Origin of the sequence: Bacillus sp. FJAT-52991 (genome assembly GCF_037201805.1) — a bacterium.
Lineage (GTDB): Bacteria > Bacillota > Bacilli > Bacillales > Domibacillaceae > Bacillus_CE > Bacillus_CE kandeliae.
Genome location: NZ_CP147404.1, coordinates 989,791 through 1,015,568 on the forward strand (window position 1 = coordinate 989,791; position 25,778 = coordinate 1,015,568).

General features: G+C 39.8%; 23 protein-coding genes and 1 tRNA gene. 20 read left to right on the forward strand and 4 right to left on the reverse strand.

What is annotated here, in order from left to right; all coding sequences use genetic code 11:
• Positions 1 to 29: 29 nt before the first annotated feature.
• From WDJ61_RS05190 to WDJ61_RS05205, 4 genes are all read left to right on the forward strand, one after another.
• Positions 30 to 584, forward strand: a complete 555-nt coding sequence (locus WDJ61_RS05190) for a phosphatidylglycerophosphatase A (protein ID WP_338753606.1) — start codon at positions 30 to 32, stop codon at positions 582 to 584.
• Between the two features lie 127 nt (positions 585 to 711).
• Entirely contained in the window at positions 712 to 1,521 is an 810-nt protein-coding gene (locus tag WDJ61_RS05195) for an ATP-binding cassette domain-containing protein (protein ID WP_338753607.1), read from the forward strand.
• A complete protein-coding gene (locus WDJ61_RS05200; RefSeq protein WP_338753608.1) occupies positions 1,518 to 2,195 on the forward strand; it encodes a hypothetical protein in 678 nt (225 codons plus the stop codon). Before WDJ61_RS05195 ends, WDJ61_RS05200 begins: the two co-directional genes overlap by 4 nt.
• Before the next feature lie 77 nt (positions 2,196 to 2,272).
• Positions 2,273 to 3,937, forward strand: coding sequence for an ABC1 kinase family protein (locus WDJ61_RS05205; protein ID WP_338753609.1), 1,665 nt, complete (start codon positions 2,273 to 2,275; stop codon positions 3,935 to 3,937).
• Between the two features lie 74 nt (positions 3,938 to 4,011).
• On the opposite strand, the gene WDJ61_RS05210 is transcribed toward WDJ61_RS05205, so the two are convergent.
• The 3 genes from WDJ61_RS05210 to WDJ61_RS05220 all read right to left on the reverse strand — a co-directional run bounded on the left by WDJ61_RS05210 (position 4,012) and on the right by WDJ61_RS05220 (position 4,756).
• Positions 4,012 to 4,164 carry a hypothetical protein gene (locus WDJ61_RS05210; RefSeq protein WP_338753611.1) on the reverse strand — a complete coding sequence of 51 codons (153 nt, stop codon included), beginning with the start codon at positions 4,162 to 4,164 and terminating at the stop codon, positions 4,012 to 4,014.
• 14 nt (positions 4,165 to 4,178) lie between these two features.
• Entirely contained in the window at positions 4,179 to 4,493 is a 315-nt protein-coding gene (locus tag WDJ61_RS05215; protein WP_338753612.1) for a hypothetical protein, read from the reverse strand.
• Positions 4,494 to 4,683: 190 nt separating this feature from the next.
• Positions 4,684 to 4,756, reverse strand: a tRNA-Val gene (locus WDJ61_RS05220).
• Positions 4,757 to 5,013: 257 nt separating this feature from the next.
• On the opposite strand from WDJ61_RS05220, the gene WDJ61_RS05225 reads away from it, so the two are divergent.
• Together WDJ61_RS05225 and WDJ61_RS05230 are read left to right on the forward strand one after the other, a co-directional pair.
• The gene (locus tag WDJ61_RS05225; protein WP_338754721.1) at positions 5,014 to 5,394 is read left to right on the forward strand and encodes a universal stress protein; all 381 of its coding nucleotides are present in this window, start codon (positions 5,014 to 5,016) and stop codon (positions 5,392 to 5,394) included.
• Positions 5,395 to 6,013: 619 nt separating this feature from the next.
• A complete protein-coding gene (locus WDJ61_RS05230; protein WP_338753614.1) occupies positions 6,014 to 6,700 on the forward strand; it encodes an SPOR domain-containing protein in 687 nt (228 codons plus the stop codon).
• A 227-nt stretch (positions 6,701 to 6,927) separates the two neighbouring features.
• Here the strand turns inward: WDJ61_RS05230 and WDJ61_RS05235 are convergent, their stop codons facing one another.
• On the reverse strand, positions 6,928 to 7,272 hold the full coding sequence (locus tag WDJ61_RS05235; RefSeq protein WP_338753615.1) for a hypothetical protein: 345 nt from the start codon (positions 7,270 to 7,272) through the stop codon (positions 6,928 to 6,930).
• Positions 7,273 to 7,432: 160 nt separating this feature from the next.
• Here WDJ61_RS05235 and WDJ61_RS05240 point away from each other — a divergent pair, with 160 nt between their 5' ends.
• The 14 genes from WDJ61_RS05240 (at position 7,433) to WDJ61_RS05305 (ending at position 25,775) form a co-directional block, all read left to right on the forward strand.
• Entirely contained in the window at positions 7,433 to 8,053 is a 621-nt protein-coding gene (locus WDJ61_RS05240) for a class I SAM-dependent methyltransferase (RefSeq protein ID WP_338753616.1), read from the forward strand.
• A 103-nt stretch (positions 8,054 to 8,156) separates the two neighbouring features.
• Positions 8,157 to 8,456 carry a hypothetical protein gene (locus tag WDJ61_RS05245; RefSeq protein WP_338753617.1) on the forward strand — a complete coding sequence of 100 codons (300 nt, stop codon included), beginning with the start codon at positions 8,157 to 8,159 and terminating at the stop codon, positions 8,454 to 8,456.
• Positions 8,457 to 8,547: 91 nt separating this feature from the next.
• Positions 8,548 to 9,039 (forward strand): hypothetical protein, encoded by a 492-nt coding sequence (locus WDJ61_RS05250; protein ID WP_338753619.1) that lies wholly within the window; start codon positions 8,548 to 8,550, stop codon positions 9,037 to 9,039.
• Between the two features lie 145 nt (positions 9,040 to 9,184).
• A complete protein-coding gene (locus tag WDJ61_RS05255; RefSeq protein WP_338753621.1) occupies positions 9,185 to 9,946 on the forward strand; it encodes a glucose 1-dehydrogenase in 762 nt (253 codons plus the stop codon).
• 312 nt (positions 9,947 to 10,258) lie between these two features.
• Positions 10,259 to 11,296, forward strand: coding sequence for a nicotinate-nucleotide--dimethylbenzimidazole phosphoribosyltransferase (gene cobT / locus WDJ61_RS05260; RefSeq protein WP_338753622.1), 1,038 nt, complete (start codon positions 10,259 to 10,261; stop codon positions 11,294 to 11,296).
• 287 nt (positions 11,297 to 11,583) lie between these two features.
• A complete protein-coding gene (eutH, locus tag WDJ61_RS05265; protein WP_338753624.1) occupies positions 11,584 to 12,849 on the forward strand; it encodes an ethanolamine utilization protein EutH in 1,266 nt (421 codons plus the stop codon).
• A gap of 156 nt (positions 12,850 to 13,005) precedes the next feature.
• Complete coding sequence (locus WDJ61_RS05270; RefSeq protein ID WP_338753625.1) at positions 13,006 to 16,233, forward strand: BTAD domain-containing putative transcriptional regulator; 3,228 nt, start codon at positions 13,006 to 13,008, stop codon at positions 16,231 to 16,233.
• Positions 16,234 to 16,461: 228 nt separating this feature from the next.
• Positions 16,462 to 18,795 (forward strand): RNA polymerase recycling motor HelD, encoded by a 2,334-nt coding sequence (helD, locus tag WDJ61_RS05275; RefSeq protein ID WP_338753626.1) that lies wholly within the window; start codon positions 16,462 to 16,464, stop codon positions 18,793 to 18,795.
• Positions 18,796 to 19,476: 681 nt separating this feature from the next.
• Positions 19,477 to 20,127 (forward strand): TetR/AcrR family transcriptional regulator, encoded by a 651-nt coding sequence (locus WDJ61_RS05280; RefSeq protein WP_413789062.1) that lies wholly within the window; start codon positions 19,477 to 19,479, stop codon positions 20,125 to 20,127.
• Positions 20,102 to 21,625, forward strand: a complete 1,524-nt coding sequence (menE, locus tag WDJ61_RS05285) for an o-succinylbenzoate--CoA ligase (protein WP_338753628.1) — start codon at positions 20,102 to 20,104, stop codon at positions 21,623 to 21,625. The genes WDJ61_RS05280 and menE overlap by 26 nt, the downstream gene beginning before the upstream one ends.
• On the forward strand, positions 21,622 to 22,632 hold the full coding sequence (locus tag WDJ61_RS05290; RefSeq protein ID WP_338753630.1) for a 3-oxoacyl-ACP synthase: 1,011 nt from the start codon (positions 21,622 to 21,624) through the stop codon (positions 22,630 to 22,632). The genes menE and WDJ61_RS05290 overlap by 4 nt, the downstream gene beginning before the upstream one ends.
• A gap of 380 nt (positions 22,633 to 23,012) precedes the next feature.
• Positions 23,013 to 24,242 carry a substrate-binding domain-containing protein gene (locus WDJ61_RS05295; protein WP_338753632.1) on the forward strand — a complete coding sequence of 410 codons (1,230 nt, stop codon included), beginning with the start codon at positions 23,013 to 23,015 and terminating at the stop codon, positions 24,240 to 24,242.
• A gap of 73 nt (positions 24,243 to 24,315) precedes the next feature.
• A complete protein-coding gene (locus WDJ61_RS05300) occupies positions 24,316 to 25,071 on the forward strand; it encodes an ABC transporter ATP-binding protein (protein WP_338753633.1) in 756 nt (251 codons plus the stop codon).
• Complete coding sequence (locus WDJ61_RS05305) at positions 25,068 to 25,775, forward strand: ABC transporter ATP-binding protein (protein ID WP_338753635.1); 708 nt, start codon at positions 25,068 to 25,070, stop codon at positions 25,773 to 25,775. Before WDJ61_RS05300 ends, WDJ61_RS05305 begins: the two co-directional genes overlap by 4 nt.
• Positions 25,776 to 25,778 lie beyond the last annotated feature (3 nt).

The window sequence follows — 25,778 nt, forward strand, 5'->3', positions numbered from 1 at the left end:
ATAATGGTCATGGGAGGAGAGAACTAAAAATGAAAAAAAGAGTACGTTCCCAAGAAGTAACTATAGCAGCCAAGCAACGTTTGCTTGAGCGTGGTGTGACAGTTGAAGATATTGCAGAAATCGTGTTGAAAATGCAACAGCCATTCAACACAGAGCTAACGCTGCTTGAATGTGTCGAGAGTGTGGAAAAGGTATTATTGAAACGAGAAATACAACATGCAATCCTTGTTGGTGTCGAGCTCGATGTATTAGCCGAACAAAAAAAGTTGTCTGAGCCGCTACAAACCATTATTGAAACAGACGAAGGTTTGTTTGGTGTTGATGAAACGATTGCTCTTGGCGCATCACTAGGTTACGGCAGCATTGCTGTTACCACTTATGGCTTCTTAGATAAAAACAAGGAAGGCATTATTCGTCAGCTTGATACAAAAGCAGGCGGAGGCGTTCACACCTTTTTAGATGATATCGTTGGAGCCATTGCGGCGAATGCAGCTTCTCGTATCGCCCATCGTATTCGTGACTATGAAGATAGCGTATCTGAAACGACGATGGTAGATAAAGAGGAAGAAGAATTAATAGGATGATACATAACGGGACTCTTTCATCAAGGGTCCCTTTTCCATTGACAGGACTAAAAATCAATGGTTATGGTAGAATTTGAGAATACAAGATAATTGTAGTTAGTAATAGAATATGTGAAGGAGGCAAACCATGCGAACGATGCTTGAGGTGATTCAAGCGGATATTATCCGCAACGGGCAGCCCATTTTATCTCATATAGATGTGACGATTTTTGAAGGAATGTCCGTTGTTGTAACGGGTGCTAATGGCTCAGGGAAAAGTTCATTTATCAAGTTATTAGCGGGTATTTATGAACCGCAAAAAGGAAGCGTAAACAGAGGCTTTCAATCGTATGCTTACATACCAGAACATTTCCCTGAGCATTTGCCATTTACCGTTGAAACGTATTTGACGTTAATGATGGAAATGGGACGGAGTGTAAATAAAGAAAGGCTTGATGTATACATAGAACGACTTGGGTTACAACCTTTTTTGCATACGCCACTTAAGAAATGCTCGAAAGGCACGAAGCAAAAAGCGGGCATCATTCAGGCATTAATGAAAACATCCGATGTGCTTTTTCTTGATGAACCATTTACTGGACTAGATGAAGCAACTTGCGGAACAGTGATCGAACTATTGCTCGAATTAAAAGGGAAACAAACGATGGTCTTCGTTTTACATGAAGAACAGCTGACTCAAAAGCTAGCCACGCATCGGGCTCAATTAGAAAATGGTCGCCTAGTGGACTTTTCTGCTGCACAGCCAGTTAGTTCCAGTCTACATATTACGTTTGAAACGAAACAACCTTTGTCAAAAAGTATGCAACAAAAGGTAAAACAAGTGTCGGAACAAAAAATGAAGATCGCCGTTACAGAAGCGGAGTCCGATCTTGTGTTAGCAGAGCTATTGAAGCAAGGAGCTCATATTCTCGAAGTGAAAGCGGGGGAGACTGTATGAAATCATTCATCAAATATCAGCTCCTTTCCTTCTTTTACTCACTTCAATGGATTGCACCAGTTGTTTTATACATTTGTTGGCTTTTCACGCAGTACTATTATCAAGGGTTACCGATTGAAGAAAGCTTTTCTATTTCCGCTCTGTTTTTATTTCCCACGATGGTATGGATTTCGATGAAGCTGTTCTCCTTAGAAAAAGGCAGTGAAAAATCGATTTTGCTCTCTTATTTACCGAATAAGCAATCGTTTCTTTATGGAAAAATGATCGTTATTGTTATTATTGGCTTGTTATTAATGGTGGTTTCGTTTAGCATTCCGCTCGTTCTTCGTACATTTATTGAACCGTTAACGATGCAACATATTGGGACTTTCATATACAGCCATCTTCTATTTCTTTTCTTTGGCCTGTGGATCGGCGGATTATTCAGCGTGACCAATTTCGCTGGGAAAAAATATTCTTGGGTGGCCGCAGCCTTTTTTACATGCGCATCGATTGTTGGCGAATCCTTAATGGAGGCATTGCCGTCATTTTTAAAATGGTTTGTCTATTTGTTGCCACCAGTGTCAGCTGTTGAGGCAGGTATGGTGGAAAGTGTGTGGAGCTTAGTTTATGCTGGTGGTTCACTCTGTTTGCTTACTGTACTGTTTTTAAGAAGAGAGCGAGCGGGAGTGTAAGATGCCTTTTTTATTCGCTGTTTCATGGAATAATTGATATCATTTGAAAAAACAGATGGTGGACAGGGGAGAAATTTATGACAACTTGGAATGCCTTAACGAGGCTGCCTGAAATTATCGCTGTCTTAATGAAGCACGGTTTTACCGGCTACTTAAAAGATCTCGGGTTAAGTGAAAAAATCCCGTTTCATAAGCGGGGAGCCTCAGAAGAGAAAAAAGAACACGTCAGAGGGGAAGAACTGCGGGCGGCGTTGGAAGAATTAGGACCCACGTTTATGAAGCTCGGTCAATTTATAAGCACACGGACGGACATTCTTTCACCGGAGTGGACAGCGCCTTTGTCAAAGTTGCAAAGCGATGCACCCCCGGTTCCTTTCAACGAAATAAAACAAATTATTGAACTCGAATCAGGAGGTCCGCTCAAAGACTCCTTTATCGAATTTAATGAAACGCCCATTGGGACTGCTTCCCTTGGTCAAGTCCATCGTGCTGTATTATATTCAGGAGAAAAAGTAGCCGTTAAGGTTCGCAGACCACATATTGAAGCTGTGGTGAACCAAGACATTCAAGTGCTTCGTCATTTAGCGATGATTGCCGAGAAAAATTCAAGCTTAGCCCAGCAATTTAGCGTGAAAGAAACCATTGATGAGTTTGCCGCTTCTTTATTAAAAGAAATGAACTACCGATTTGAAGCGGCTGAAGCGTTAAGTGTAAAAGAACAAATCGACAATGAGTGGGTTTATGTCCCGATGATCTTCCCTGATTATACAACCGAGCGAGTCCTCGTGATGGAACTGATCGATGGCAAAAAATTAACACCAGAAGCGATCGAGCAAATCAGTCAGCAAAGAAGAAAAGAACTAGCGGAAGCCCTCGCAGAATCGGTATTAGAGCAAGTGTATGTGAAAGGAGTATTTCATGCTGATCCTCATCCGGGCAACTTAATTTTATTGAAAGATGAGACCCTGGCATTAATTGATTTTGGCAATACGGGGCGGCTTTCTGAAGAAATGAAGCAATTGTTAGCGGAATGTCTTTTTTCCTTAAACGATCGTGATTCCGCTTCATTATCGATGGCGATCCAATCATTAGGAACGAATCGGGAAGTGGATCGAAAAGCAATGCGCCGCGATCTAGATGTTTGGATGAACACCTATTTAGACCGTGCCTTACAAGAAGTAAAAATGGGCACCATGTTCCAAGAACTATTCGCACTTGCCGCCAAACACGGTATTCGCGTCCCGCGCGAATTTATCCAAGTCGGCCAAGCCTTTTTAAAAGTAGAGCAAACAGTCGCCGCTTTGGACCCGGATATTCGCTTTAATGTCATTTTAAAAGAAACCGGCCAACGACTCATGTGGGAACAACTGCATCCAAAGCGACTGTTGCGTGAAACACGCAAATTCACTCGACAAGTCCAAATATCCGCTCGCAAACTCCCAACAGTTATTAACGAAACCATAAGAAAATGGGAAAGCGGCGAGCCGCACTTGCAAATTAACGTCAAACCAGACGAAGGCATGATGAACCGCATCGAACGAATCGCCCACATGCTCGTCCTCAGCATTATGATGCTCGCCTTCAGCATTATCATTGCTGGCGTTATTATCGGCATTAAAATCAGCGGCGACCATTCACAATTAACCGACAACTATACCTTTCAAATTGTCCTATTCACCGCCTTTGTGATTACGATATTATTTTTAATTACCATTTACATGATGTGGCAGAAGAAGAAATGAAAAAAGGGTGGCCCAAAAGAGCGTTGAAAAACGGTTTTTTGGATCACCTTCTGTTCTACTATCATTTCTAGTATTCAATTTTTACTAAGTAGTTTTAATCCTTCGTGATTTCGCCTGATAACTTTTTTTGCAATTTTTTCAATATCTAAGTCTTTTTCCGTCATCTTATTTTGTTTCTGAGCATGCTTCTCGTCTTTACACTTAAATGGATCTTGTTGGTTTTTCAAAAAAAACCTCCTTGTTATAGGCGGTTGTTATCATCTGTTTGAATTTGTTTAACTAGCTTGTCCCTGTAACGCAACACATCTGTTAATAACGTCCTTATCCTATCCTCGGAAAACTCTTTAAAGTTTATCCAACCTCTATCATCAACTTGATATGTATCAGTGTACCCATTTATATCTTTTCCCCAAATATAACCGTTTCCAGTGTGCATTAATCCCGAAACAACTACTTTACCCTTATACTTAAAATTCATCCTGTCTCCATTGTGCGTTGTGTACTCGGTCAATGGAAATGAATTGAAAATTGCTCGCTTTTGTTCAAATGTTAACATTGTATAATTTAGCCCCTTTTTAATGCCTTTTATTTAGGTTCATCTTCTTGTTGATTCGTTTCCTCTAAAATTATGAGTTCGCTAATATCTACTATATGTAATTCATTAGCAATTTTCTCGATAGCTTTTAAGAGAAAACAAAAAAGCCACAAACCCTTATGTATCAAGGATTGCGGCTTCTCAATGAGTATGATTCCGACTGGGTTCGAACCAGCGACCTCTACCCTGTCAAGGTAGCGCTCTCCCAGCTGAGCTACGGAATCGTTTAACTGACAAGTCTTATTGTATGAAAACTATGAAGGAAAGTCAATGGTTTTTAGAAGAAATTTTTTCGATTTGTGGTGGAAAGTGAGAGTATTAGTTGAAAAAGGAAGAAGAATAAAGGATTTTGTACCAATTGATAATACATTATAGAAAGCGACTTTTCTTGCTACCTGAAGACGAAAAGACTAAGATGAAATTATTACCAATACTTTTCTAATAAACCTTATTACATAAGATGACGGAGGAAATTCAAGTGATGAAAACGATTATTGTAGCAGTAGATGGCTCAGATGCAGCATTGAAAGTGATCCCTTATGCAGCTGAATTAGCTAAAGCATATGGAGATGATCTTCTGCTATTAAACATTCAATCTACATTAAAAGAGTTAGGCATGCCAGTGATTGCCAAAGCAAAAAGTATAATGAACGAAAGTGAACCTTCTATTTCCACCAAAATTAGAGTCGGTATTCCCGCTATGGAAATTGTCACCGAGGCAAAAGATCCAGATGTTCGATGTGTCGTTATGGCGATCGGAAAAGGACGCCAAGAAGAGATCGGAAGCGTTAGTAAACAAGTATTAGAACTCGCTACATGTCCAGTGATGCTAGTGCCTGAACATGCTGTGAATAGAGTTTGAGAGATAAAAAAATTATTTTCATGACCCGCTGCTGATTGATAGGTAGCGGGTTATTTAGGTTAAGAACAAAACAGCTTGCAATTGTGGCATTGTTTGAAATTTTGTTTGATTGTATTAATTGATATGGATAATAAGTCTATGGTAGGGATTATGAGTAAAATAAACAGAAGATTTACACTAAAAGACATAATTCGACAATTGTTTAATGGTATAGTAGGACTATTGTAATGTAGGTGAATAGCTTGATTTACATAGGTGGTTGTGAGAAAAAGGGTAGGTAATTGATCTAAAAAAAGCAAACCCGCATTTTTACATAGCTATGATGAATTAAAATTTCAAGATAAAAAGGATGGTTATGATGCAGTGGCAATCTAGAATGGAAAAAACAGAAGCTATACAATCCCAGCAAAACAGATTAGGGTCTGCTGTGGTTTCAATGATATTGGGTATTATTTCTATAATATTTTTTCTTCTATCACTTCTTACTGTGGTAGTTTTTAGTGAAATGGTTTTGGATCCATCTCAGTTACAATTTATATTCTTTTGTTTTTCAGCCCCTTGTGCCTTATTAGGTCTTCCTTTAGGGATATGGGCTAGGAAGTCAGTCTCAGGAAGAGGGATGGCAATTGCAGGAATGACTTTAACGATTATACCTTTTATTTCAGTATTGATGGTTTTAGGAAGAGGAATCGTTTCAAATGGGTTTGGCTCACAGGATCAATTAGCAGCTGTAGAGAAGCAAAATGAGCCTGCAGGGATAGTTGATTCAGAAATAGAAGAAAATAGGTCAATTGAAAATAATCATGAACATGAGTATCGTGAGGAAAGTAAAGATATTGTGTCGGCAGACAAGCTGTACCGTGTTCAAGCAGGCGCATTTTCATCAAAATCAAATGCACTAGAGCTTGAGGCTGATATTAGGGACCATGGCATTGAAACATCCGTTGTTGAAAAAGATGGACTGTATGTCGTCTATGTTGGAGCGTTTAAAAACAAGGAAAATGCGGAAAAGCGGATTACAGAACTTCAGTCGTTTGGGTTTGATGCCTTTATGAAAAGTGAGGAAAGTAAACGTGCTGTGCCAGCGGATAAGCTGTACCGTGTTCAAGCAGGCGCATTTTCGTCAAAATCAAATGCACTAGAGCTTGAGGCTAATATTAGGGACCATGGCATTGAAACATCCGTTGTTGAAAAAGATGGACTGTATGTCGTCTATGCTGGAGCGTTTAAAAACAAAGAAAATGCGGAAAAGCGGATTACAGAACTTCAGTCGTTTGGGTTTGATGCCTTTATAAAACATCAATAGAACAGACGGTGTGAATATTCACGCGCGAAATTATTTGTTGTTTTCTCTGACAGGAGCGAGCTTTTATCATTTCGTTCACTCATAGAGTATCTAGACACTTTTCTAGAAAAAGTTCTTCAACGGATTGACTCGTTGACGATGCTGGAAAATTAGCTTGGACTTATACAAAAACCCGTTGCTTATTTGATAGGCAGCGGGTTTTTATAAAGAAAAAACTTGCTATCGTGTCACTTTTGCTTGAAATAGGGTTTGATGTTCATAGGTGCGTTTGCACCAACAGACATAGATAATAAATCCATTAGATGTTTAGTATTTGACTGTTGATCGTTAAGCTCCATCTTTTTTGATGAAACCTCGACTTTAGGTTCTTTTACTTCTGAAATTAATATTTTCGAACCATCAGGCTTAATGACGTATTGCCTAATATAGCCGTTTTCTCTTCGGGTTTCAAATTTCCCCTTTTTACCTTTCTCATCCTTATCTTCTGGCAGTTTAAGATCTTCGAATGTATAGGATTTGTTTTCGTTTCTCATGGTTTTGTACGATATAGGATTAGTGTTTCCGATTTTCATTTTGGTGTCACCTCCTAATTATTTGTATCGGTAATATTTGGTGGATTTTGAGGTGTGTATTGATTTATGATAAAAAAACAAAGAAAGATAAAGGAGCTAAAAAGTTTAAGGGATGTGCATTATCTAATAAAGCGAAGAGTGATTTTGGGAGTGAAGGAGTTTGAATAATTCTTGGAATAAATTCATATATAAAATCGGCTCGCCAGTTTATGATAAGTTTTTTAATTCGGGTATGTTTTTAAATGCCCGAAAACAAATATTTCAAGCAATGCCCTTCAACGATAAGCAAAATATCCTGTTTGTTGGTGTAGGAACGGGGGCTGATTTAGAGTTAATAAATTCCTCTAACCTTGATATAACTGCTATCGACTATTCACCGGATATGCTTGAAAAGGCAAGAGCGAAGTTTAAAAATTCCAAGATTAAATTCTTAGAAATGGATGCTCAAAATATGGAATTTGATAACGAGTCATTCGACTATGTAGTAGCAAGCCTTATCCTTTCAGTAGTTCCTGATGAAAATAAATGCTTTCAAGAGATGACGAGAGTTTTAAAACAAGAAGGGAAAATCATTATTTTTGATAAATTTATCCCCAAAAATAAAAAACTTTCGTTGCCCAAAATGCTTTTAAGACCAATTATTAGCCTACTGGGAACTGATATTGGTCGGAGTTTTGAAGAGATATTTCTTAAAAATAATCAAAATATAAAAATAGAGGAAGATATACCAGTCATGTTGAATGGGATGTATAGGAAAATAGTAATTAGTAAAATAAATTAATGGTTTCACTTTATGATGGGATTATTAGTATATTAATAATAGATTGCTATTGAATGTAACGATTTTGCCAGTAAAAAAATCATATGAAAATGGAGGAGTAATCATGAAAGTTATTGATACCCCGAATTATTTAGCTGAGAAAAATAAGCATGTAGAGAAATGTATTCAGTTTAATGAAACAAATATGTTGAATATTCAGTTGAAAACCAATGAATTCATCCCAGAACACGACTTCAATGGCGATGTTTTAGTCATTGTCAGAAAAGGAAAAGTCCTCTTCGATGTGGAAGGCCAAGAAGTAGAATTAACGAATGAGAATGTATTACATATTGCTCCGCTTGAAAAGCATGGATTGAAGGCTTTAGAGGATTCCGATATTTTGGTTGTTAAAATTTCTTCTTAAGTATTTGAAAAACTTGGTGGGAAGATTGCTACCTTGACAGGGTAGAAATAATGATAGAATTGAAAAAGAAAAATGTTTGAGGGAGAACACTATGCTTGGCATAAATGGATATCAACCAAAATTCTATGAAGATGCATCAAGTATTTTACATGACTTTAAATATGATATTAGAGAGCTCAAAGGTCAAAAAATAAAAGAGATCTGGGTGGCCTGGGATCAAATGAGTGATGAATGGTTTGCGGATTGCCCAGTGATTATCCGATTTGAAGAGAGTCAAATCGAGTTATGTGCTTATCAAATAGGTAAGTTTGCTATTACTTTTCATCAGGTTGATGTTTGTCAGCAGCTTGATTGGTATGGTACTGAATTAAAACTTATGTGGGCGAAGAATAAACTAGATGACCTTCAGTTTGCTGTTGGTCAACAGGTAAAAGAGATTGAAATTATCGAAGAGTACTCCTGGTTGTTTGGAATTGGTTTTCAGCTAGAGGATGGCTATTTTGCTGTGTGTAATGGTTTAGATGAGAATTGCATTGTTAAAGAAAAACAAGAGGAACCGCATTTAAGAAAATCTATTATTTAACCAAGTTTCGTGAAAATTAGCTTTCTAAAATCAAAGAAACAAAGCCAGAACTCCTTCAACCACAAGGAATCGGGCTTTTTGCTTAGCCTCCACATTTCAAACGGTTATAATGAAACCAACTTAAAAATTTTTAGGAGGTTCTGCAATGGATCTACAATTACAAGGTAAAAACGTGTTAATCACTGGAGGCTCAAAAGGGATCGGCAAGGCGATTGCTGAGGCATTTTTGGCTGAAGGGGCGAATGTGTCGATTGCTGCTCGCGGGTTGGAGGCATTGGAACAGGCGAAAGAGGAGCTTGGTGGGAAGGTTACTATTTTTCCAGCGGATTTGACGAAGGCGGAGGAGCGGGAAAAGCTGATTGCGTGTTTTGTTGCTGAGCATGGAACGATTGATGTGTTGATCAATAATGCAGGTGGCAGCAATGGCGGTAAAGCGATGGAGACGGAGATGGATTTGTTTTATGAGGCGATGGAGCTGAATTATTTTTCGGCGATTCATTTAAGTAAATTAGCAGTGTTACATATGAAGAAAGCGGGTACAGGCTCGATTGTGAATATTACATCGATTTTCGGAAGAGAGAGCGGCGGCAAGGTGACGTATAATAATGCGAAATCGGCGTTGATTAGTTTTACAAAGTCATTGGCGGATGAAGTGATCGCGGATGGGGTTCGTGTCAATAGCATTGCGCCGGGGAGTATTTTGCATGAAACAGGCAATTGGAAAAAACGTTTGGAAGCTGATCCAGAGGGAATTCAAGCATTTGTTGACAATGAGATTCCGGCGGGGCGTTTCGGTACACCGGAAGAAGTGGCGAATGTGGCTGTTTTTCTGGCGTCTGATCAAGCGTCTTGGATTGTCGGAGCGAGCATTAATGTCGATGGCGGTCAATCGAGAATGAATTTTTAAATTTATCCCGCATTAACGGGCTGTAAGACCCTCACCACAACATGGCAGAAGAAGCGCAAGTATGTAGGTGGGGATCAACAGCCCGTAAACGCCCGATCCGTTCGGGCCTGCACGATGCAGGTTACAAAGGCGTTGCAACAGGACGTTGCGACTTTAGCCTTTGTTCTTCTTTTATCAGTGGAGGATGAAGAAAACCCCCACTGATTGAAGTTTCACTTTATTTATTTTTTCAAAAAATAATAAGAAACGACAATCGGTAGCTGGTATGATAAAGATATTCGGTATTTTTTATCAAGAAAGCGAGGATTTTAGATGTTAACACAGCAAATTTCTCCATTAAACAAAGAAGTGGGTCAGCAAGTCGCTGATTATATCGATACATTAACGAAACCAAAAGGGAGTCTTGGTCGTTTAGAAGAGTTGGCGGTTCAGCTTGCTGAAATGACAGGACAGCCTTTTCCAGAAGTGACACCACCGGGAGTGATTGTGTTTACGGCGGATCATGGGATTGCGAAGGAAGGGGTATCGGCCTTTCCACAAGAAGTGACGGTGCAAATGGTCAGTAATTTGGTTCATGGCGGAGCGGCGATTAATGTGTTTAGTCGTCAAATAGGGGCGATTTCTAAAGTTGTCGATGTAGGCGTCGCGAGCGAAGTGAAAGAAGCGGAGGTCCTGAATCGAAAAATTCGATACGGAACGGGCAATTTTTCAAAGGAATTGGCGATGACAAGAGCAGAAGCGCAGCAAGCGTTAGAAGTTGGCTACTCGGAAGCTGTTGATTTGATTGAAAAAGGGATTAAATGCTTAATTGTTGGTGAAGTAGGGATTGGTAATACAACGACGAGCAGTGCTATTTTAGCGAGTATCACCCAATGTGACCCTGCTTCTATTGTGGGACATGGAACAGGCATTACAAGCGAGCAGTTGAAATATAAAGCAGAAGTGATTGAACGAGCGATTGCTTTTCATCAACCTAATGCGGAAGACGGCTTGGATATTTTATCTAAAGTTGGAGGTTTGGAGATTGCGGCGATGACCGGAGCGATGATGGCTGCTGCGGAGCATCAAATTCCAATTTTATTAGATGGCTTTATTTGTTCGGTAGCAGCGTGTGTAGCGAAATTGATGGAGCCATTATCCGCTGATTATATGATTTTATCCCATCATTCCGTCGAACCGGGTCATGTGCAAGCGATTGAGTATTTACAAAAACAACCGCTATTGCAGTTAAATATGCGGTTAGGAGAAGGAACGGGAGCGGCTGTTGCCTTTCCAATTTTACAATCGGCGACGCTGATGGTGAAGGAAATGGCGACCTTTACTTCTGCGAATGTGTCGAATATAGAGTAAAAGATTTTTATTCATAAGGAAAAGACATGCGTATTCGTTTATGCATGTCTTTTTTGTTCTGTCATTTATTCATTTTTAAATAAATTATGACCATTTGCATAAAGAAGGATCGAGACCATGGTCTTGTTTCTTTCTATCATTCTGTTTGATTATGAATAGAAACAAGGATTTAAAGGGAAATCTCAGTTAAATTTGTCTATTTTGTGAAAATGGCATAAATATTGCAAATAATTTTAAAATTCAATATTTTGTGGAGTCATATTTTATTTCGGGAAGGGTTGTGTTCTATGGAGAATTTAGGAACTTATGTCATTTATGTTATTATGGCTTTTGCTATGCTGGGAGCATTTGCGGCGATTCGTAATGAGGAAGAAGGAATGGGAAAAGAATTTATGGAAGGGATCTACACGATTGGTCCTATCTTTATTCCGATTGCCGCTACATTAGCTTCGATCCCATATTTATCAAAGTTCATTGAATTTGCTTTTGGTCCGCTGTTTACGGCAATCGGTGCTGATCCAGCTATGGCTGCCACTACCTTTATTTCTAGTGATATGGGTGGTTATCAATTAGCGGATGTGTTGGCAAGTGATCGCGAAAATTGGATTATTGCTACGGTTAATGGCATTATTATGGGTCCTCATATTATTTTTACAATTCCGGTTGCGCTGGCGATGTTACAAAAACGTGATCATAAATATTTAGCGCTTGGTATGATGTCTGGCGTTCTGACAGTTCCAATCAGCGTATTTATTACAACGAGCATTCTGGCGTTAACAGATGCAAAAATTCGAGATACGATTAGCACAACAGCGGAACCGACATACCAATTATCCCTGTCGATCAGTACGATTTTGATTAATCTTCTTCCGTTAATAGCGGTTGGCGTATTTATCGCTATTGGGCTACGGATGTTCCCTAATGCTATGATCAAAGGTTTTATGGGGATCGGTTGGTTTATGAGATCGGCGATGATATTAATTCTTGCATGTTCAATTGTTGAATATTTTACAGGTGTGTTTTCAACTGTATTCGGGGGCTGGGGCTTCGATCCGATTATCGCGGATGCTGAAGATCAGTTTAGAGGATTAGAGATTGCTGGGTATATTGGAATTATGCTTGCTGGTGCGTTTCCGATGGTGTATGCGATTCAAAAGTATCTGGCAAAGCCGCTTGAATTTTTCGGAAAGAAATTAGGCTTGAGCAGTATTGGTAGCGCTGGAGTGATCGCTGCGACAGCCAATCCACTGGCATTGTTTAAAATTATTAAAGATATGCCGGCAAAAGACAAGGTATTAACGATTGCCTACGCCATTAGTGGAGGTTGGATGATTGGAGATCAACTAGCGTTCCCTGCAAACTTTCAGCCAACAATCATTGTTCCAGTTATGCTAGGTAAATTTATTGGAGCGATTTTAGCGATTATGTTAGCGTATCGTATTTCTGTTCCAAAAGCATTAGAGCTTGAGAGAATAGAAAAACTAGATGAGGCAGCGAGTCAGAATATGGGGAAAGTGAATGAGAATCAACCTTCTCTTGAAGCAACAAGTTAATAAGGAATGACAAAAATCGATAATAAACGATAAAATAACAGAAAATACAAGAGGAATGAACGATAAATTTCTCATTTTAGACTCGAGTTATTTCGAGTCTTTTTTTAGCTCTATCATGATAGAATATTGGGATAATTATGAAAGAAGGGGGATATGATGTCTGTTCCAATTATGAAGACGAAGTTAATGGTTCCAACGGTTCATGGAGATTTTATTCGATTGGCAAGACTGTTTAAAAAATTGAAAGCTATTTCAGATTATCCGTTAACATTGATTCATGCCGGTGCTGGTTATGGCAAAAGTACGGGGCTTGCTCTTTATGCTCAAGATGAGAATGAAAGATGTTGTTGGTATACGGTTTCAGCAATGGATGATGACATGATCCCGTTTTTAACTTATTTGATTCATGCGGTACGGTCAAAGTTTCCGATGTTTGGGGACGAGCTATTACAGTATATCGACCAAATGGATCGCTACATACGTGAGGATGAGCTGAATGTACTTTGCTCATTGTTTATTAATGAGGTGGTTTCTTTACAAGAAAAATTGGTGATCATTCTTGATGATTTTCATCAAGTGGAACATTCTCTTGTGATTAATCGCTGGATGGAAAAGATAATTGAACACCGTCCTCATCAGCTTCATATTGTGATTGCTAGTAGAAGTCGTCCGAGCTGGCAAGTGCTGACGAAAATGAAAGTGAGTGGACAATTGCTAGAGATTAGCCAGAAGGATTTAAAGCTTACGATGGAGGAAATGGAATTATTATTAACAGAGTTTTATGACGTGTCGTTAACCGAAAAGGAGTTACAGCAAATTTATGAATTGACAGAAGGTTGGGTAATTGCGTTAGGAATGATGGCGCAGCACTTGACTGAAAATGGGGATTTAACGAATGTATCGAGTCAAGCTTCACAATCTCTTCAGGAGCTGTTTCAATATTTGCTGTTTGAGGTGTTTTCAACACAACCACCAATGATTCAACAATTTTTGGAACAAACCTGTATCTTTGAAGTGATTTCTGAAGAGAAATGCACACATATATTAGGTATTCCTGACTCAGGGGCGATGCTTGAGGAGTTGACGAGTAAAAATTTATTTATCCAAAAAATTGGTGATGATAAGTATAAATATCATGCTTTGTTTCGCGAGTTTTTAGAGAAACAGTTTCGGACGAAGCAACCGGAGCGGTATGAGTTGTTACAGAAGCAAATTGCTTATTTTTTTGAACAAGATGGGCAGTGGGAGCAAGCGTTAATGTTTTATAAGAAATTGAATAAACTTGAAGCAATGGCCTCGATCCTAGATAAATATGGTTTTGTGATGCTTCAAAGTGGCAAGCTTGAAGGACTTTACGATTGGCTTTCTCTTATTCCAGAAGCGGAATTAAATGTTTGTTATAAGCTTTGGCATTTAAAAGGAGAGGTGCTTCGTTATCGATCAGCTTATCAAGAGGCAGAGTATTGTTATGATCAAGCGATTATTTATGCGGAAGCACAGCAGGATTATCTCGAAAAAAGTCGGGTTTTAGAAGGGAAAGCGCGAATTTATTTAGACACGATTCAGCCTTACCATGCGGAGCGACTTTTATATCAAGCGATTGATTTAAGAGAAAAGAATGAGGAAAGTACGACAGAGGAAATTGCCGAGTTGTATCAGCTTCTTGCTGAAAATTTAATCAATGCTGGGAAGGCTTCAAAAGCGGAAAAATGGATTCAGCGAGCGAAGGCATTAAATGTGCCGATAAAAGATAACCATTTAGAGGCGCGTTTATATTTGCGGACTGGCCGATTTAAGCAGGCAAAGGAGATGTTAGCGGAAACACAGTTCGCTATGAAAGTGGATGAGAAAAAAGAATTGCCACAGTCTCATCGTGAAACCGAGTTATTGCTTTCGTTAATTGCTTCATTCACTGGAGATGGGAAGCAAGCAAAGGAGCTTGCTCAGGATTCAATTGATCTTGGAGTACATGCGGAAGCGCCCTTTGTTGAAGCGTGTGGATGGATTCGAATGGGACATGCCGTACAGCTTACGGATCAATGTGAGCTTTTATTAGCGAAGAAGTGCTACGAAACATCTCTGCAAATGATGGACGACCTCCATTTAGGCCGTGGAAAAGCCGAGCCTCAAATGGGATTATGCCTTTTGTTCGGGAAAAGCGGAGATTATGAGCGAGCGATCGAAGCGGGAAGAAGCGCTCTGAAGGAAACGGAGAACGTACATGATGTTTGGTTATCAGCCCTCATTACATTAAGTATGGGACTTGCGGCCATTCATAATCGTCAAGTCGAAGATGCGATTGAATTTCTGAAAAAGGCGGAACAACTAGCTCGTCTAACGGAAGACGACTACATTAAGATGTTTTGTCATTTCTGGCAAGCGGTTATTTATTATGAGAGAGCGGAGAATGACTTATTTATTAAACACTTTTCTCCATTTATGAAACTTGTTCAACTGCGAGATTATGAATTTATTTTTTTTAATCGGACGATGTTTGGGCCGCTTGATTTGCAATTATTTCCTTATTTATTTATGGAGGCGTCTAAACAAAATATATATCCTGATTATATTGTTAGGGTATTGCACCGAATGGGATTAGCGAAGTTGCAATCTCATCCTGGTTATACGCTGCGTGTACAAGCACTTGGTCCTTTTCGTATTTGGCTTGGAGATAAAGAGGTGGAAGAACGTCAATGGCAGCGTGGCAAGGCAAAAGAGTTATTCCAGCTGTTTATTACCCACTATAAACAGCTGTTACCGAAAGAAGAAATTTTTCAAAAGTTATGGCCAGATCGCGATGAAGTCAGCTGTGCTAGAGATTTCAAAGTTGCATTAAATGCGGTGAATAATGTATTAGAGCCACAGCGAAAAGCTCGTTCAGCGTCATTTTTTATTAAACGAGAAGGAACTTTCTATGGTCTTAATCCAGATGCTGTACTCGAAATGGATGTAACCCAATTTGAACAGTGGGTCGAAATGGGGTTAGAAGAAGGAGATAAAGAAAAAGCATTTTCATGTCTTGAAAAGGGGATGAAATACTATAATGGCGACTTTTTAGCGGAACGCCGTTATGATGAATGGTGCAGAAATGAACGAGAACGCTTGCTTGTCTATTATTTACGAGGAGCAGAAAAGCTTGCCCAGCTTGCTGTTCGAAACGAAAACTACGAAGCGGCCATTCAATGGTGTGAAAAAATTATTGAGCGAGATGTGACCTGGGAGGAAGCGTATCGCTTATTGATGTATAGCTATTATCGAAAAAATAATCGTCCTCAAGCCATCAAATGGTATCAAAAATGCAATCAAATTTTGCAGGAAGAGCTTGGGGTACGCCCACTCGAGCCAACATTATATATGTATCAAATGATTATGGAAGCGAAATAAGCCCGCACTTTTGCGGGCTTATTGTTTTCTGTTTTGAAATTTGTAACAATTATGATCTATCATAGCGGCAGTCGTGTCAAACACATTGATAAAAATAAGAAACCATGGTAAATTAATATAGATACACAATTGTTTATATTTTTAAATCATTATTATCCACTTTAATTATACAACATAAATTCTCTTTCAGTCAACCCGTATTTTCATTTTTTTAAAGGAGTGTTTGATATGAACACAGAACTTCGGCAGGAGCAAGAACGATTGGACAGCGTAATGGAGACAATTACGGAGCAAATCAGCAAGATAGAAGACGAAACTAGCCGGCATCGAAAAGAAGTGGTCAATATTCGTAAACACTTTTGGAATGATGTCAAGGTTAACACAGACACTTTTGACGATTATCTTGAGACGATTATCGGCTTAAGACAACAGGCTCAAGCCCTGTCCGTAAGCCAAAGCACGCACAGGCACGCCTTCAATCGGCTGTCCGTACTGCACCGAATGCAGGAAGTACCTTATTTTGGTCGGATTGATTTCATCGAAAAAGGAACTTCTGAAGTGGAAAGTATCTATATCGGAGTCTCTACGCTTATGGATACAACAGGAGAGAATTTCCTAATCTACGATTGGCGGGCGCCGATATCGAGCATTTACTATGATTACCCGCCCGGCCCGGTCGAGTACGTTACACCAGAAGGAGTAATTCACGGCTTGTTGGATCAAAAGTGGCAATATATCATCCGCGGCGGCGTTATCAAATCAATGTTCGATACAAGTCTAACCATTGGAGACGAGATTTTACAGCAGGTGCTTGGCAAAGGTACAGACAAACATATGCACAGCATAGTGGCTACTATTCAACAGGAGCAAAACCGGATTATCCGACACGACCATGGACGACTACTCATTGTTCAAGGGGCTGCTGGAAGCGGTAAGACATCAGCTGCTCTACAGCGAATCGCTTACTTGCTTTACAAGTATCGAGATTGGATTAAAGCCGATCAAATCATTTTATTTTCGCCAAACGCAATGTTTAACAATTATGTATCCAGAGTGTTGCCCGAACTCGGTGAAGAGAATATGCAGCAGGTCACATTTCAGGAATACTTGGACCATCGGCTGAGCCACGCATTTCAAGTCGAGGGTCCTTATGAGCAATTGGAATATGTGTTAACTGCTTCGAATGACCCTTCCTACTGGACTAGGACTGCGAGCATCCGATTCAAGGCATCGACCCATTTTTTCGAGACGATCAAAACATACAGGCAGTCGCTAGAATTATCAGGCATGTTATTCAAAGGAATTAAATTCAGAGGAAAGCCGTTCGTTTCCGCCAAACAAATTTCGGAAAGGTTTTATAATAATGACACCTCGCTTCGCTTTCACAACAGGATTGAGAAGTTGATGGAATGGCTAAACGAGCGAATAGATGAAACCGAAAAGCTTGAGCTGACCAAGCCATGGGTACAGGAAGAAATCGAGTTACTTAGCAAAGAGGAATATCAAAAGGTATATACCCACTTACAAAACGAACATGGCTTTACGGAAGACTCGTTTGACGATTATGAGAGAGAGAGTAAAATACTCGGGCGTATGATCGTTCGCAAGAAGTTGAAGCCGCTGCGTAAATGGGTCCGAACGCTTCGGTTTGTCGACTTTACGGGAATATACAAGCAGCTTTTTACTGATCCAACGCGGATCAAACTGTGGATTGAGGGGAAAACACCTGAAGAATGGGAGGAAATTTGCCTATCGACTGTGAAAATGCTAAATGAAGGCAAACTGTTTTACGAAGATGCTACTCCGTTTTTACTTTTGAAAGAGCTGATTCAAGGCTTTCAGACGAATGTCTCTATCAAACATGTGCTTGTAGACGAAGCGCAAGACTATTCTCCGTTTCAATTCGAGTTTTTGAAACGCTTGTTTCCATCGGCAAGGATGACCGTGCTTGGTGACTTTAACCAAGCAATATTCGCCCATGCCAGCGAAATGGTCGATTTCCACACGCTTACCAGCTTATACGGACCAGACAAAACGGATGCGATTAACTTGACCCGTAGCTACAGATCTACAAAACCGATTGTCGAATTCACACGCAGACTTGTGCCTGATGGTGAACGAATTATCGCTTTTGAACGCGACGGCGAGAGACCTGTGCTGACGCAATTGTCCGATCGTGCGGAACTGCACCGCTGCATCGCTTCCAAAGTCGTAGACTTGCAGAAGCGGCATTATAATACGATCGCGATTATATGCAAATCCGCTGCGGAAAGCGCTGCTGCATACGAGGTCTTGAGCAGCGTCGAAGAAATCAAACTCGTGAAAAGTGGCTCGATTGAATATGAACAAGGTGTTGTCGTTATACCAGCGTATTTGGCCAAAGGCATCGAATTCGACGCCGTCATCATTTATGACGCATCTGCGCAAATATACGGTGATGAGAGCCTGCGCAGATTGTTCTACACCGCCTGCACAAGAGCTATGCATTGCTTGCAGTTATACAGTATAGGCGAACCAAGCCCCTTTTTGCGAAATGTTACGCCGGACATAACAAGGGGCTGATCAAGGAGCTCTTCTGATTATACGCAATATGCGCACAAAGCGATTCGAAGATGCATTGCTTATTGTTTCTAAATTACCAAATGTACGAAGATCAATGCCGTAACATAACGTATATCAATTTTCAGCAATCGGGCGCGATTGTGAAAGATTAAAGTAGAAAATGCTCAAATTTTTTTATCCCGCATTAACGGGCTGTAAGACCCCCGCCTCAACATGGCGGAAGAAGCGCAGGCATGTAGGTGGGGGGATCAACAGCCCGTAAACGCCCGATCCGTTCGGGCCTGCACGATGCAGGTTACAAAGGTGTTGCAACAGGACGTTGCGCTCTTAGCCTTTGTTCTTCTTTTAATCAGTGGGGATGAAGAAAACCCCCACTGATTGAAGTTTCACTTTATAAAACTGAACGTCGATTTTGGTGAATAAGACTCCATTTTGATCTCTTTTTTTAAAATGGAGTCTTATTATTTATCTTAAAATGTTGGTTTGTGAGATATTTTTGCTCAAACTTTATTTCAAAGCAACAAGTTTATCGGCTATCTTTCTGATTTTATCAGTTATTCCATTAGTTACATCGGCACTCATGATGAACGTTTTTTAAAATAAAAATCAGAAAATTAAATCTTTTGATCTATTGTCTAAAGGGAATGTCCCTTTTTATAATAAAACTGAGAGGTGAGTCAGTTGTCAGAAAATACAGCAGGAAAAATAAAGCTAACACAAAAAGGTCAGATGACACGTGAAAAATTGCTTGCAACAGCAGAAATAATCTTTGGAGAGAAGGGCTATTATGAAACGTCCGTTGTTGACATTACGCAACGAGCGGGTGTTTCACAAGGAACATTTTATAATTACTTTCCGACCAAGTGTGCGATTTTTGAAGAATTAGTGATGCAATTAAGTAGAGATGTGCGATTTGAGATCAAAAAGGCGATCGTCGCTGCCCAAAGTCATGAAGACGCCCAAAGAATCGGCTTTCAAACATTTTTCTTATGGGTGAAGAATCATCCCAATTTATATAGTATCGTCCAACAAGCTCTTCTAGTTGACGTCAAATTGTATCGCTATTACTATGACCAGTTAGCTAATGGTTATATGAGAGCGCTTGCGAAAGCGATGGAGGATGGTGAATTTAAATCGTTAAATAAAGAAGCAATTACTTATTGTTTAATGGGAATCGGGCAATTTTTAGGAATGAGGTGGGTATATTGGGAGGAGAAACTTGTACCTGATGATGTTTTCGAAAGTGCCATGGATATGGTATTTCATGGCTTAAAACAGCCAACAATTAAAGGAGATGAAAGAGAGGATGGAGCAAATTTCTATATGGATTGAAAAGCGAGCTATTATGAGTCCAAATCGTTTGGCGCTTTTGGATCAAAGGCGCCAGCTCACTTATCTTGAAATGAATAATGAAATAAATCGATGGGCCTATTATTTGGGGAAAATGGAAAATATTCAACAAGGAGATAGAATTGGCCTGTACTTCAATAACCGAATAGACTATATTGTAGTGCTGTTTGCCATTGCTAAGATTGGAGCCATTGCTGTTCCGTTGAATATTCGTCTTACTTCCGAAGAGCTATTGTACCAAATAACAGATAGTGAAATGAGCATGCTGATCTATGAACATGAGTTTCATAGTACAGTACAGACATTAAAAAATAAACATCCACAATTAACTACTCAATTAATCGAATCCATCACCTTGCCGCAACTTCAAGAAACCTACACTTCACATGATTTTCCAATCATCCACGCTTCCACACCTTATATCATTTGCTATACATCAGGCACAACTGGTCGTCCGAAAGGAGCTGTTTTAACACAAGAAAATATGTTTTGGAATGCGGTAAATAATTGCACGAGTATTGACATCACCTCAATGGATCGTACGATTGTCTTATTGCCGTTTTTCCATATTGGCGGAATTGGATTATTTGCTTTCCCGACGTTATTTGCTGGCGGGCTGGTAGCTATATTAGGTAAATTCGACTCAGGCGAAGCGTTAAAAATGATCCAACGTGAACGGATTTCTGTCATCATGGGTGTTCCGACCATTTTTGATGCCATTCGAAAACATGACGAATTTCTCACAACCAATTTAAGCTCTGTTCGTATCTTTTGTAGTGGAGGGGCACCTTGTCCAAAAGAGCTAATTGAATTTTATTTAAATCAAGGGCTTCCCTTTTATCAAGGTTATGGCTTAACTGAGACATCACCGACTATATTTATGCTTGCAAAAGAAGATTACAAGAAAAAAATAGGTTCGGTAGGCAAGCCTGTTTTGTACACTGATATTAACATTTTAGATGAAAATGATTGCCCTGTAGCGACAGGTGAAATTGGAGAACTTGTTGTCAAGGGTCCTAACGTGATCAAGGAATATTGGCAATTGCCGGCTGAAACAGAAAAGGCGATCAAGGATGGGTGGTTTCACACCGGAGACTATGTGAAGGCGGATCAAGATGGATTTATCTATATGATCGGTCGCAAAAAGGAGATGATCATTTCAGGCGGAGAAAATGTGTATCCACTTGAAATTGAACAAGTATTGAAAGAAGAGCCAGCAATTGATGAAGTATCCGTGATTGGTGTTTTAGATGAGAAGTGGGGAGAAGTTCCATTTGCTTTTCTCGTTGTAAAAGAAAATCATTCGATCACAGAAGAGCAATTAAAGCAAGCTTGTTTGAGCAAACTAGCGAAATATAAAATTCCTAAATCATTTGCCATTCTGTCTGAACTACCAAAAAATGCAGCAGGAAAAGTAGATAAAAAGCAATTAAAAGCCTTGTTAACAAAAGAAAGTACTTTGAAAGGAGAATTGCAATGATAGGTATCTCGTCTACCTCCATTTACACACCAGAAAATGTTGAAACAGCCGCTGATTTAACCGGAAAAACAAGTATTCCTGAAGAAGTGATTATTGAGAAATTTGGACTACGTAAAAAACATGTCGCTTTAGAGAATGAACATGTATCGGATCTAGCGATGAAAGCAGGAAGGGAAATATTAAAAGAAGTTGATCCGAATGACATTGATGTGTTGATCTATTTTGGTAGTCCTCATAAAGATTATTATGTTTGGCCTGTGGCTGCTAAAATTCAACATGAGCTAGGGTGCAAGCATGCCTATGCGTTTGAATTAATGAATGTTAGCTCCTGCTTTCCTATTGCCTTAAAAGTAGCAAAGGATATGTTGAAATCCGACAAAAATATTCGGAATATTCTGTTAGTGGGAGGGTGTAAGGAGTCGCAAATTATTGATTATGAAAACCCTCGTTCTCGTTTTATGTTCAATTTTGCCGATGGAGGGGCTGCAGCCTTAGTCTCAAGAAATCATTTGAAGAGTACAATCTTGTCATCAGCAATCATAACAGATGGGGCGTTCTATGATGATGTAAAAATCCCGGCAGGAGGGTCTGTATTCGTTCCAAGCGCTAAAACAGTGGCCGAGCGTCAACATTATATTGATGTAAAAGATCCATTAAGTATGAAAGAGCGACTAGACCCTGTGTCCATACCTAACTTTGTGTCTGTAGTCGAACAAGCCTTAGAGCGAAGCGGTTATTCTGTAGATGATATTGCAATGCTTTTACCGCTTCACACGAAACGCTCGATGTTTCAAGAGCTTTTGACTTCTTTAAAGTTAAAGGATCATCAAGCTCTTTACTTAGAAGACTATGGTCATATGTCTGCTCTGGACCCTTGTTTTGGCCTGTACCTTGCAGAAAAAAGAGGGTGTTTGAACAAAAATGATCTTATTGTCGTTGTGAGTGCGGGAACTGGATACACATGGGCAGCCACTGTTTTGCAATGGCAAGGAGATGGATGTATCTGAACAGCGCCTTCTGCTTTTCTATATTGTCTAGCTCCAGGCGCCAGCGACTAGTAGACTTCCACGATCCTCCTTGCGATAAGTCAACATCGATTCACTGCCGTTCATCGTGTTGTCTAGCTTCGCCAACTAGTCGCGACAAGCAAAAGTCAATCCGTCCAAAAGGTTAAAGAGCAACCTTTCCGCCGGCTCGTCTTTTGCTTGTCGCGACTGAACGAGTTGGCTTTGCATTTCGTTTTCCTTTATCTCGTGCGGATCGCTCCAGTCCATACGTCGCTAAACAGCGCCTTCCGCTTTTCTATGTAACTCATTTGTAACTTCTTTTATTTATGATAGGTGCACAAAGGGGAATCTATTTTGAACATGTAAAAGGGGGAAGAGAAATGAAGAGGACCACGCGTAATATGTTGTTCTTATTAATGGTTGCTTTTGTTATGGCTTTTGCTAGTGCTTGTACTTCTAGTGATACAAACAGCGGAGGTAGCGATGGAGGAGGAAAAAGCGATGAACCAATTAAAGTCGGGGTTCTTGCTTCATTAACAGGTGGGCTTGAGGCATATGGGAAACAGACGGTGAATGGGTTTGAGCTTGGTTTAGATTATGCCACTGATGGCACGCAAGAAGTAGCTGGAAGAAAAATTGAATTTATTGTTGAAGATACGGAAACGAAGCCTGAAGTAGCGGTTCAAAAAGCAACGAAATTGTTAGAGGAAGATGAAGTTGATTTCTTAGTCGGATCTTCAAGCTCAGGAGATACATTGGCCGTTTTACCGTTGGCTGAAGAATATGAAAAAATTATGATCGTTGAACCTGCAGTGGCTGATAGTATTACAGGTTCTGAATTCAATCCTTATATTTTTAGAACTGCGCGTAACTCTTCTCAAGATGCGATTGCTGGAGCGGCAGCCATTGCGAAAAAAGGCGTGAAAATTGCTACTCTTGCACCTGACTATTCTTTCGGTCGTGATGGAGTTAAAGCGTTTAAAGAGGCGGCGACAAAGCTAGGAGCTGAAATTGTTCACGAGGAATATGCGGATCAAAAAGCAACAGATTTCACATCTAACATTCAAAAAATCATTGATGCGAAGCCGGATTACTTATTTGTTGTTTGGGCAGGGGCGAACTCTCCTTGGAATCAAATCGCCGATATGAAACTGCAAGAAAAAGGCATCAAAATCTCAACAGGTGCCCCAGATATTGCCGCTTTATCTTTAATGAAACCACTAGTTGGAATGGAAGGTTTCACAGTTTATTATCATACGCTTCCAGACAATAAAGTGAATGATTGGTTGGTTGAAGAGCATAAGAAACGCTTCAAGGGTGAAGTGCCAGATTTATTTACACCTGGTGGAATGACTTCTGCTATAGCCATTGTTGAGGCATTGAAAAAGACAGAAGGAAACACGGATGTTCAACAGCTGATTGAAACGATGGAAGGAATGAGTTTTGAGTCTCCGAAAGGGAAAATGACGTTCCGTCCGGAAGACCATCAAGCGCTGCAAGCTTTATATGCGATCAGGCTTGAGAAAAAAGAGGGAGTAGATTACCCTGTACCGGTTTTGATAAGAGAGTTAACACCTGAAGAAACAGCACCTCCTATTTTAAATAAATAATCTGCATGTAGGCTGTCTCAATCGTATATGTGAGACAGCCTGCTCTAAATTGAACATATGGGTGGTGAATAAGGTGAGTACATTGATTGAAACGAGGGATTTAAGTATTCGCTTTGGCGGTCATACAGCGGTTGATGCTGTGACATTTGAAATGCCTGAGCATCATTTCAAATCAATTATTGGTCCGAATGGAGCTGGAAAAACGACTTTTTTTAATTTGCTTAGTGGGCAATTGCAACCTAGCAGCGGCAAGGTTTATTACCGTGGACGAGATATTACAAACTTATCTCCAACGCAACGAACACGAACCGGCATTGGACGATCCTTTCAAATTACCAATGTTTTTCCCAATTTAACCGTATTAGAAAATGTTCGTTTAGCTGTTCAGTCGCAGCTAGGGGTACGATATCAAATGTTAGTTCATTCGAAAAAGTATAAAAGTATGATGGAGAAAGCACTTCAATGGCTAGAGCTTGTTCTTTTAGCAGATAAAAAAGATGCATTAGCCGTCAACTTGGCACATGGGGAAAAACGAAAGCTAGAAATTGCGATGCTTTTAGCACTAGAAACGGATGTTTTACTTCTAGATGAACCGACAGCTGGCATGTCGCTTGAAGAGGTACCAGCGATATTAGAAATGGTGAAAAAGATTAAAGAAAAAGGTGATCGAACCATTATTTTAATCGAACACAAAATGGATATGATTATGGATTTATCCGATTCAATTATGGTGTTGTTTAACGGTCGTTTGCTTGCAGATGACACCCCGGAAGCGATTATGAAAAATGAAACCGTTCAAACAGCGTACTTAGGAGGTCTATATGAATGAGTATATTGTTGCAAGTTGATCAAATTGAAACGTATATCGGCCAGTTTCATATATTGCAAGGAGTCTCATTTAGTGTAAAGCAGGGAGAAGTGACAGTTTTACTTGGGAGAAATGGTGCAGGGAAAACGACGACATTGCGAACTATCATGGGCTTAAATCCAGCAGCTACAGGAAAGATTCTTTTTAAGGATAAGGAAATTCAACAGCTACCTACTTATACGATTGCCTTAAATGGCATTGGCTACGTTCCAGAGGATCAGGGGATTTTTTACGACTTAACAGTTGAAGAAAATATGAAGGTGGCAATGAGGAAAGAAAATGACGCAACAAAGGAACGGCTCGAATGGATATTAGCCCTATTTCCGGATTTAAAAAAATTTTGGGATAAGCCAGGCGGATTGTTGAGCGGAGGACAAAAACAAATGCTCTCAATTGCACGAGCGTATGTTAATGAAAATGACTTGCTTCTTATTGATGAGCCGAGCAAGGGGCTTGCGCCAATTGTTGTCGATAAGGTGATGGAGTCGATTATGCAAATGAAGGAAAAGACGACCATCGTTCTTGTGGAACAAAATTTTTATATGGCTAGCACGATTGGCAATCACTTTTACATTGTAGATGATGGGAAAACGGTGACAGATGGAGAAATGAAGACATTGAAGGAAGATGAGCAGCTAAGGAGGAAGTATTTAGGAATTGCTTAAAGA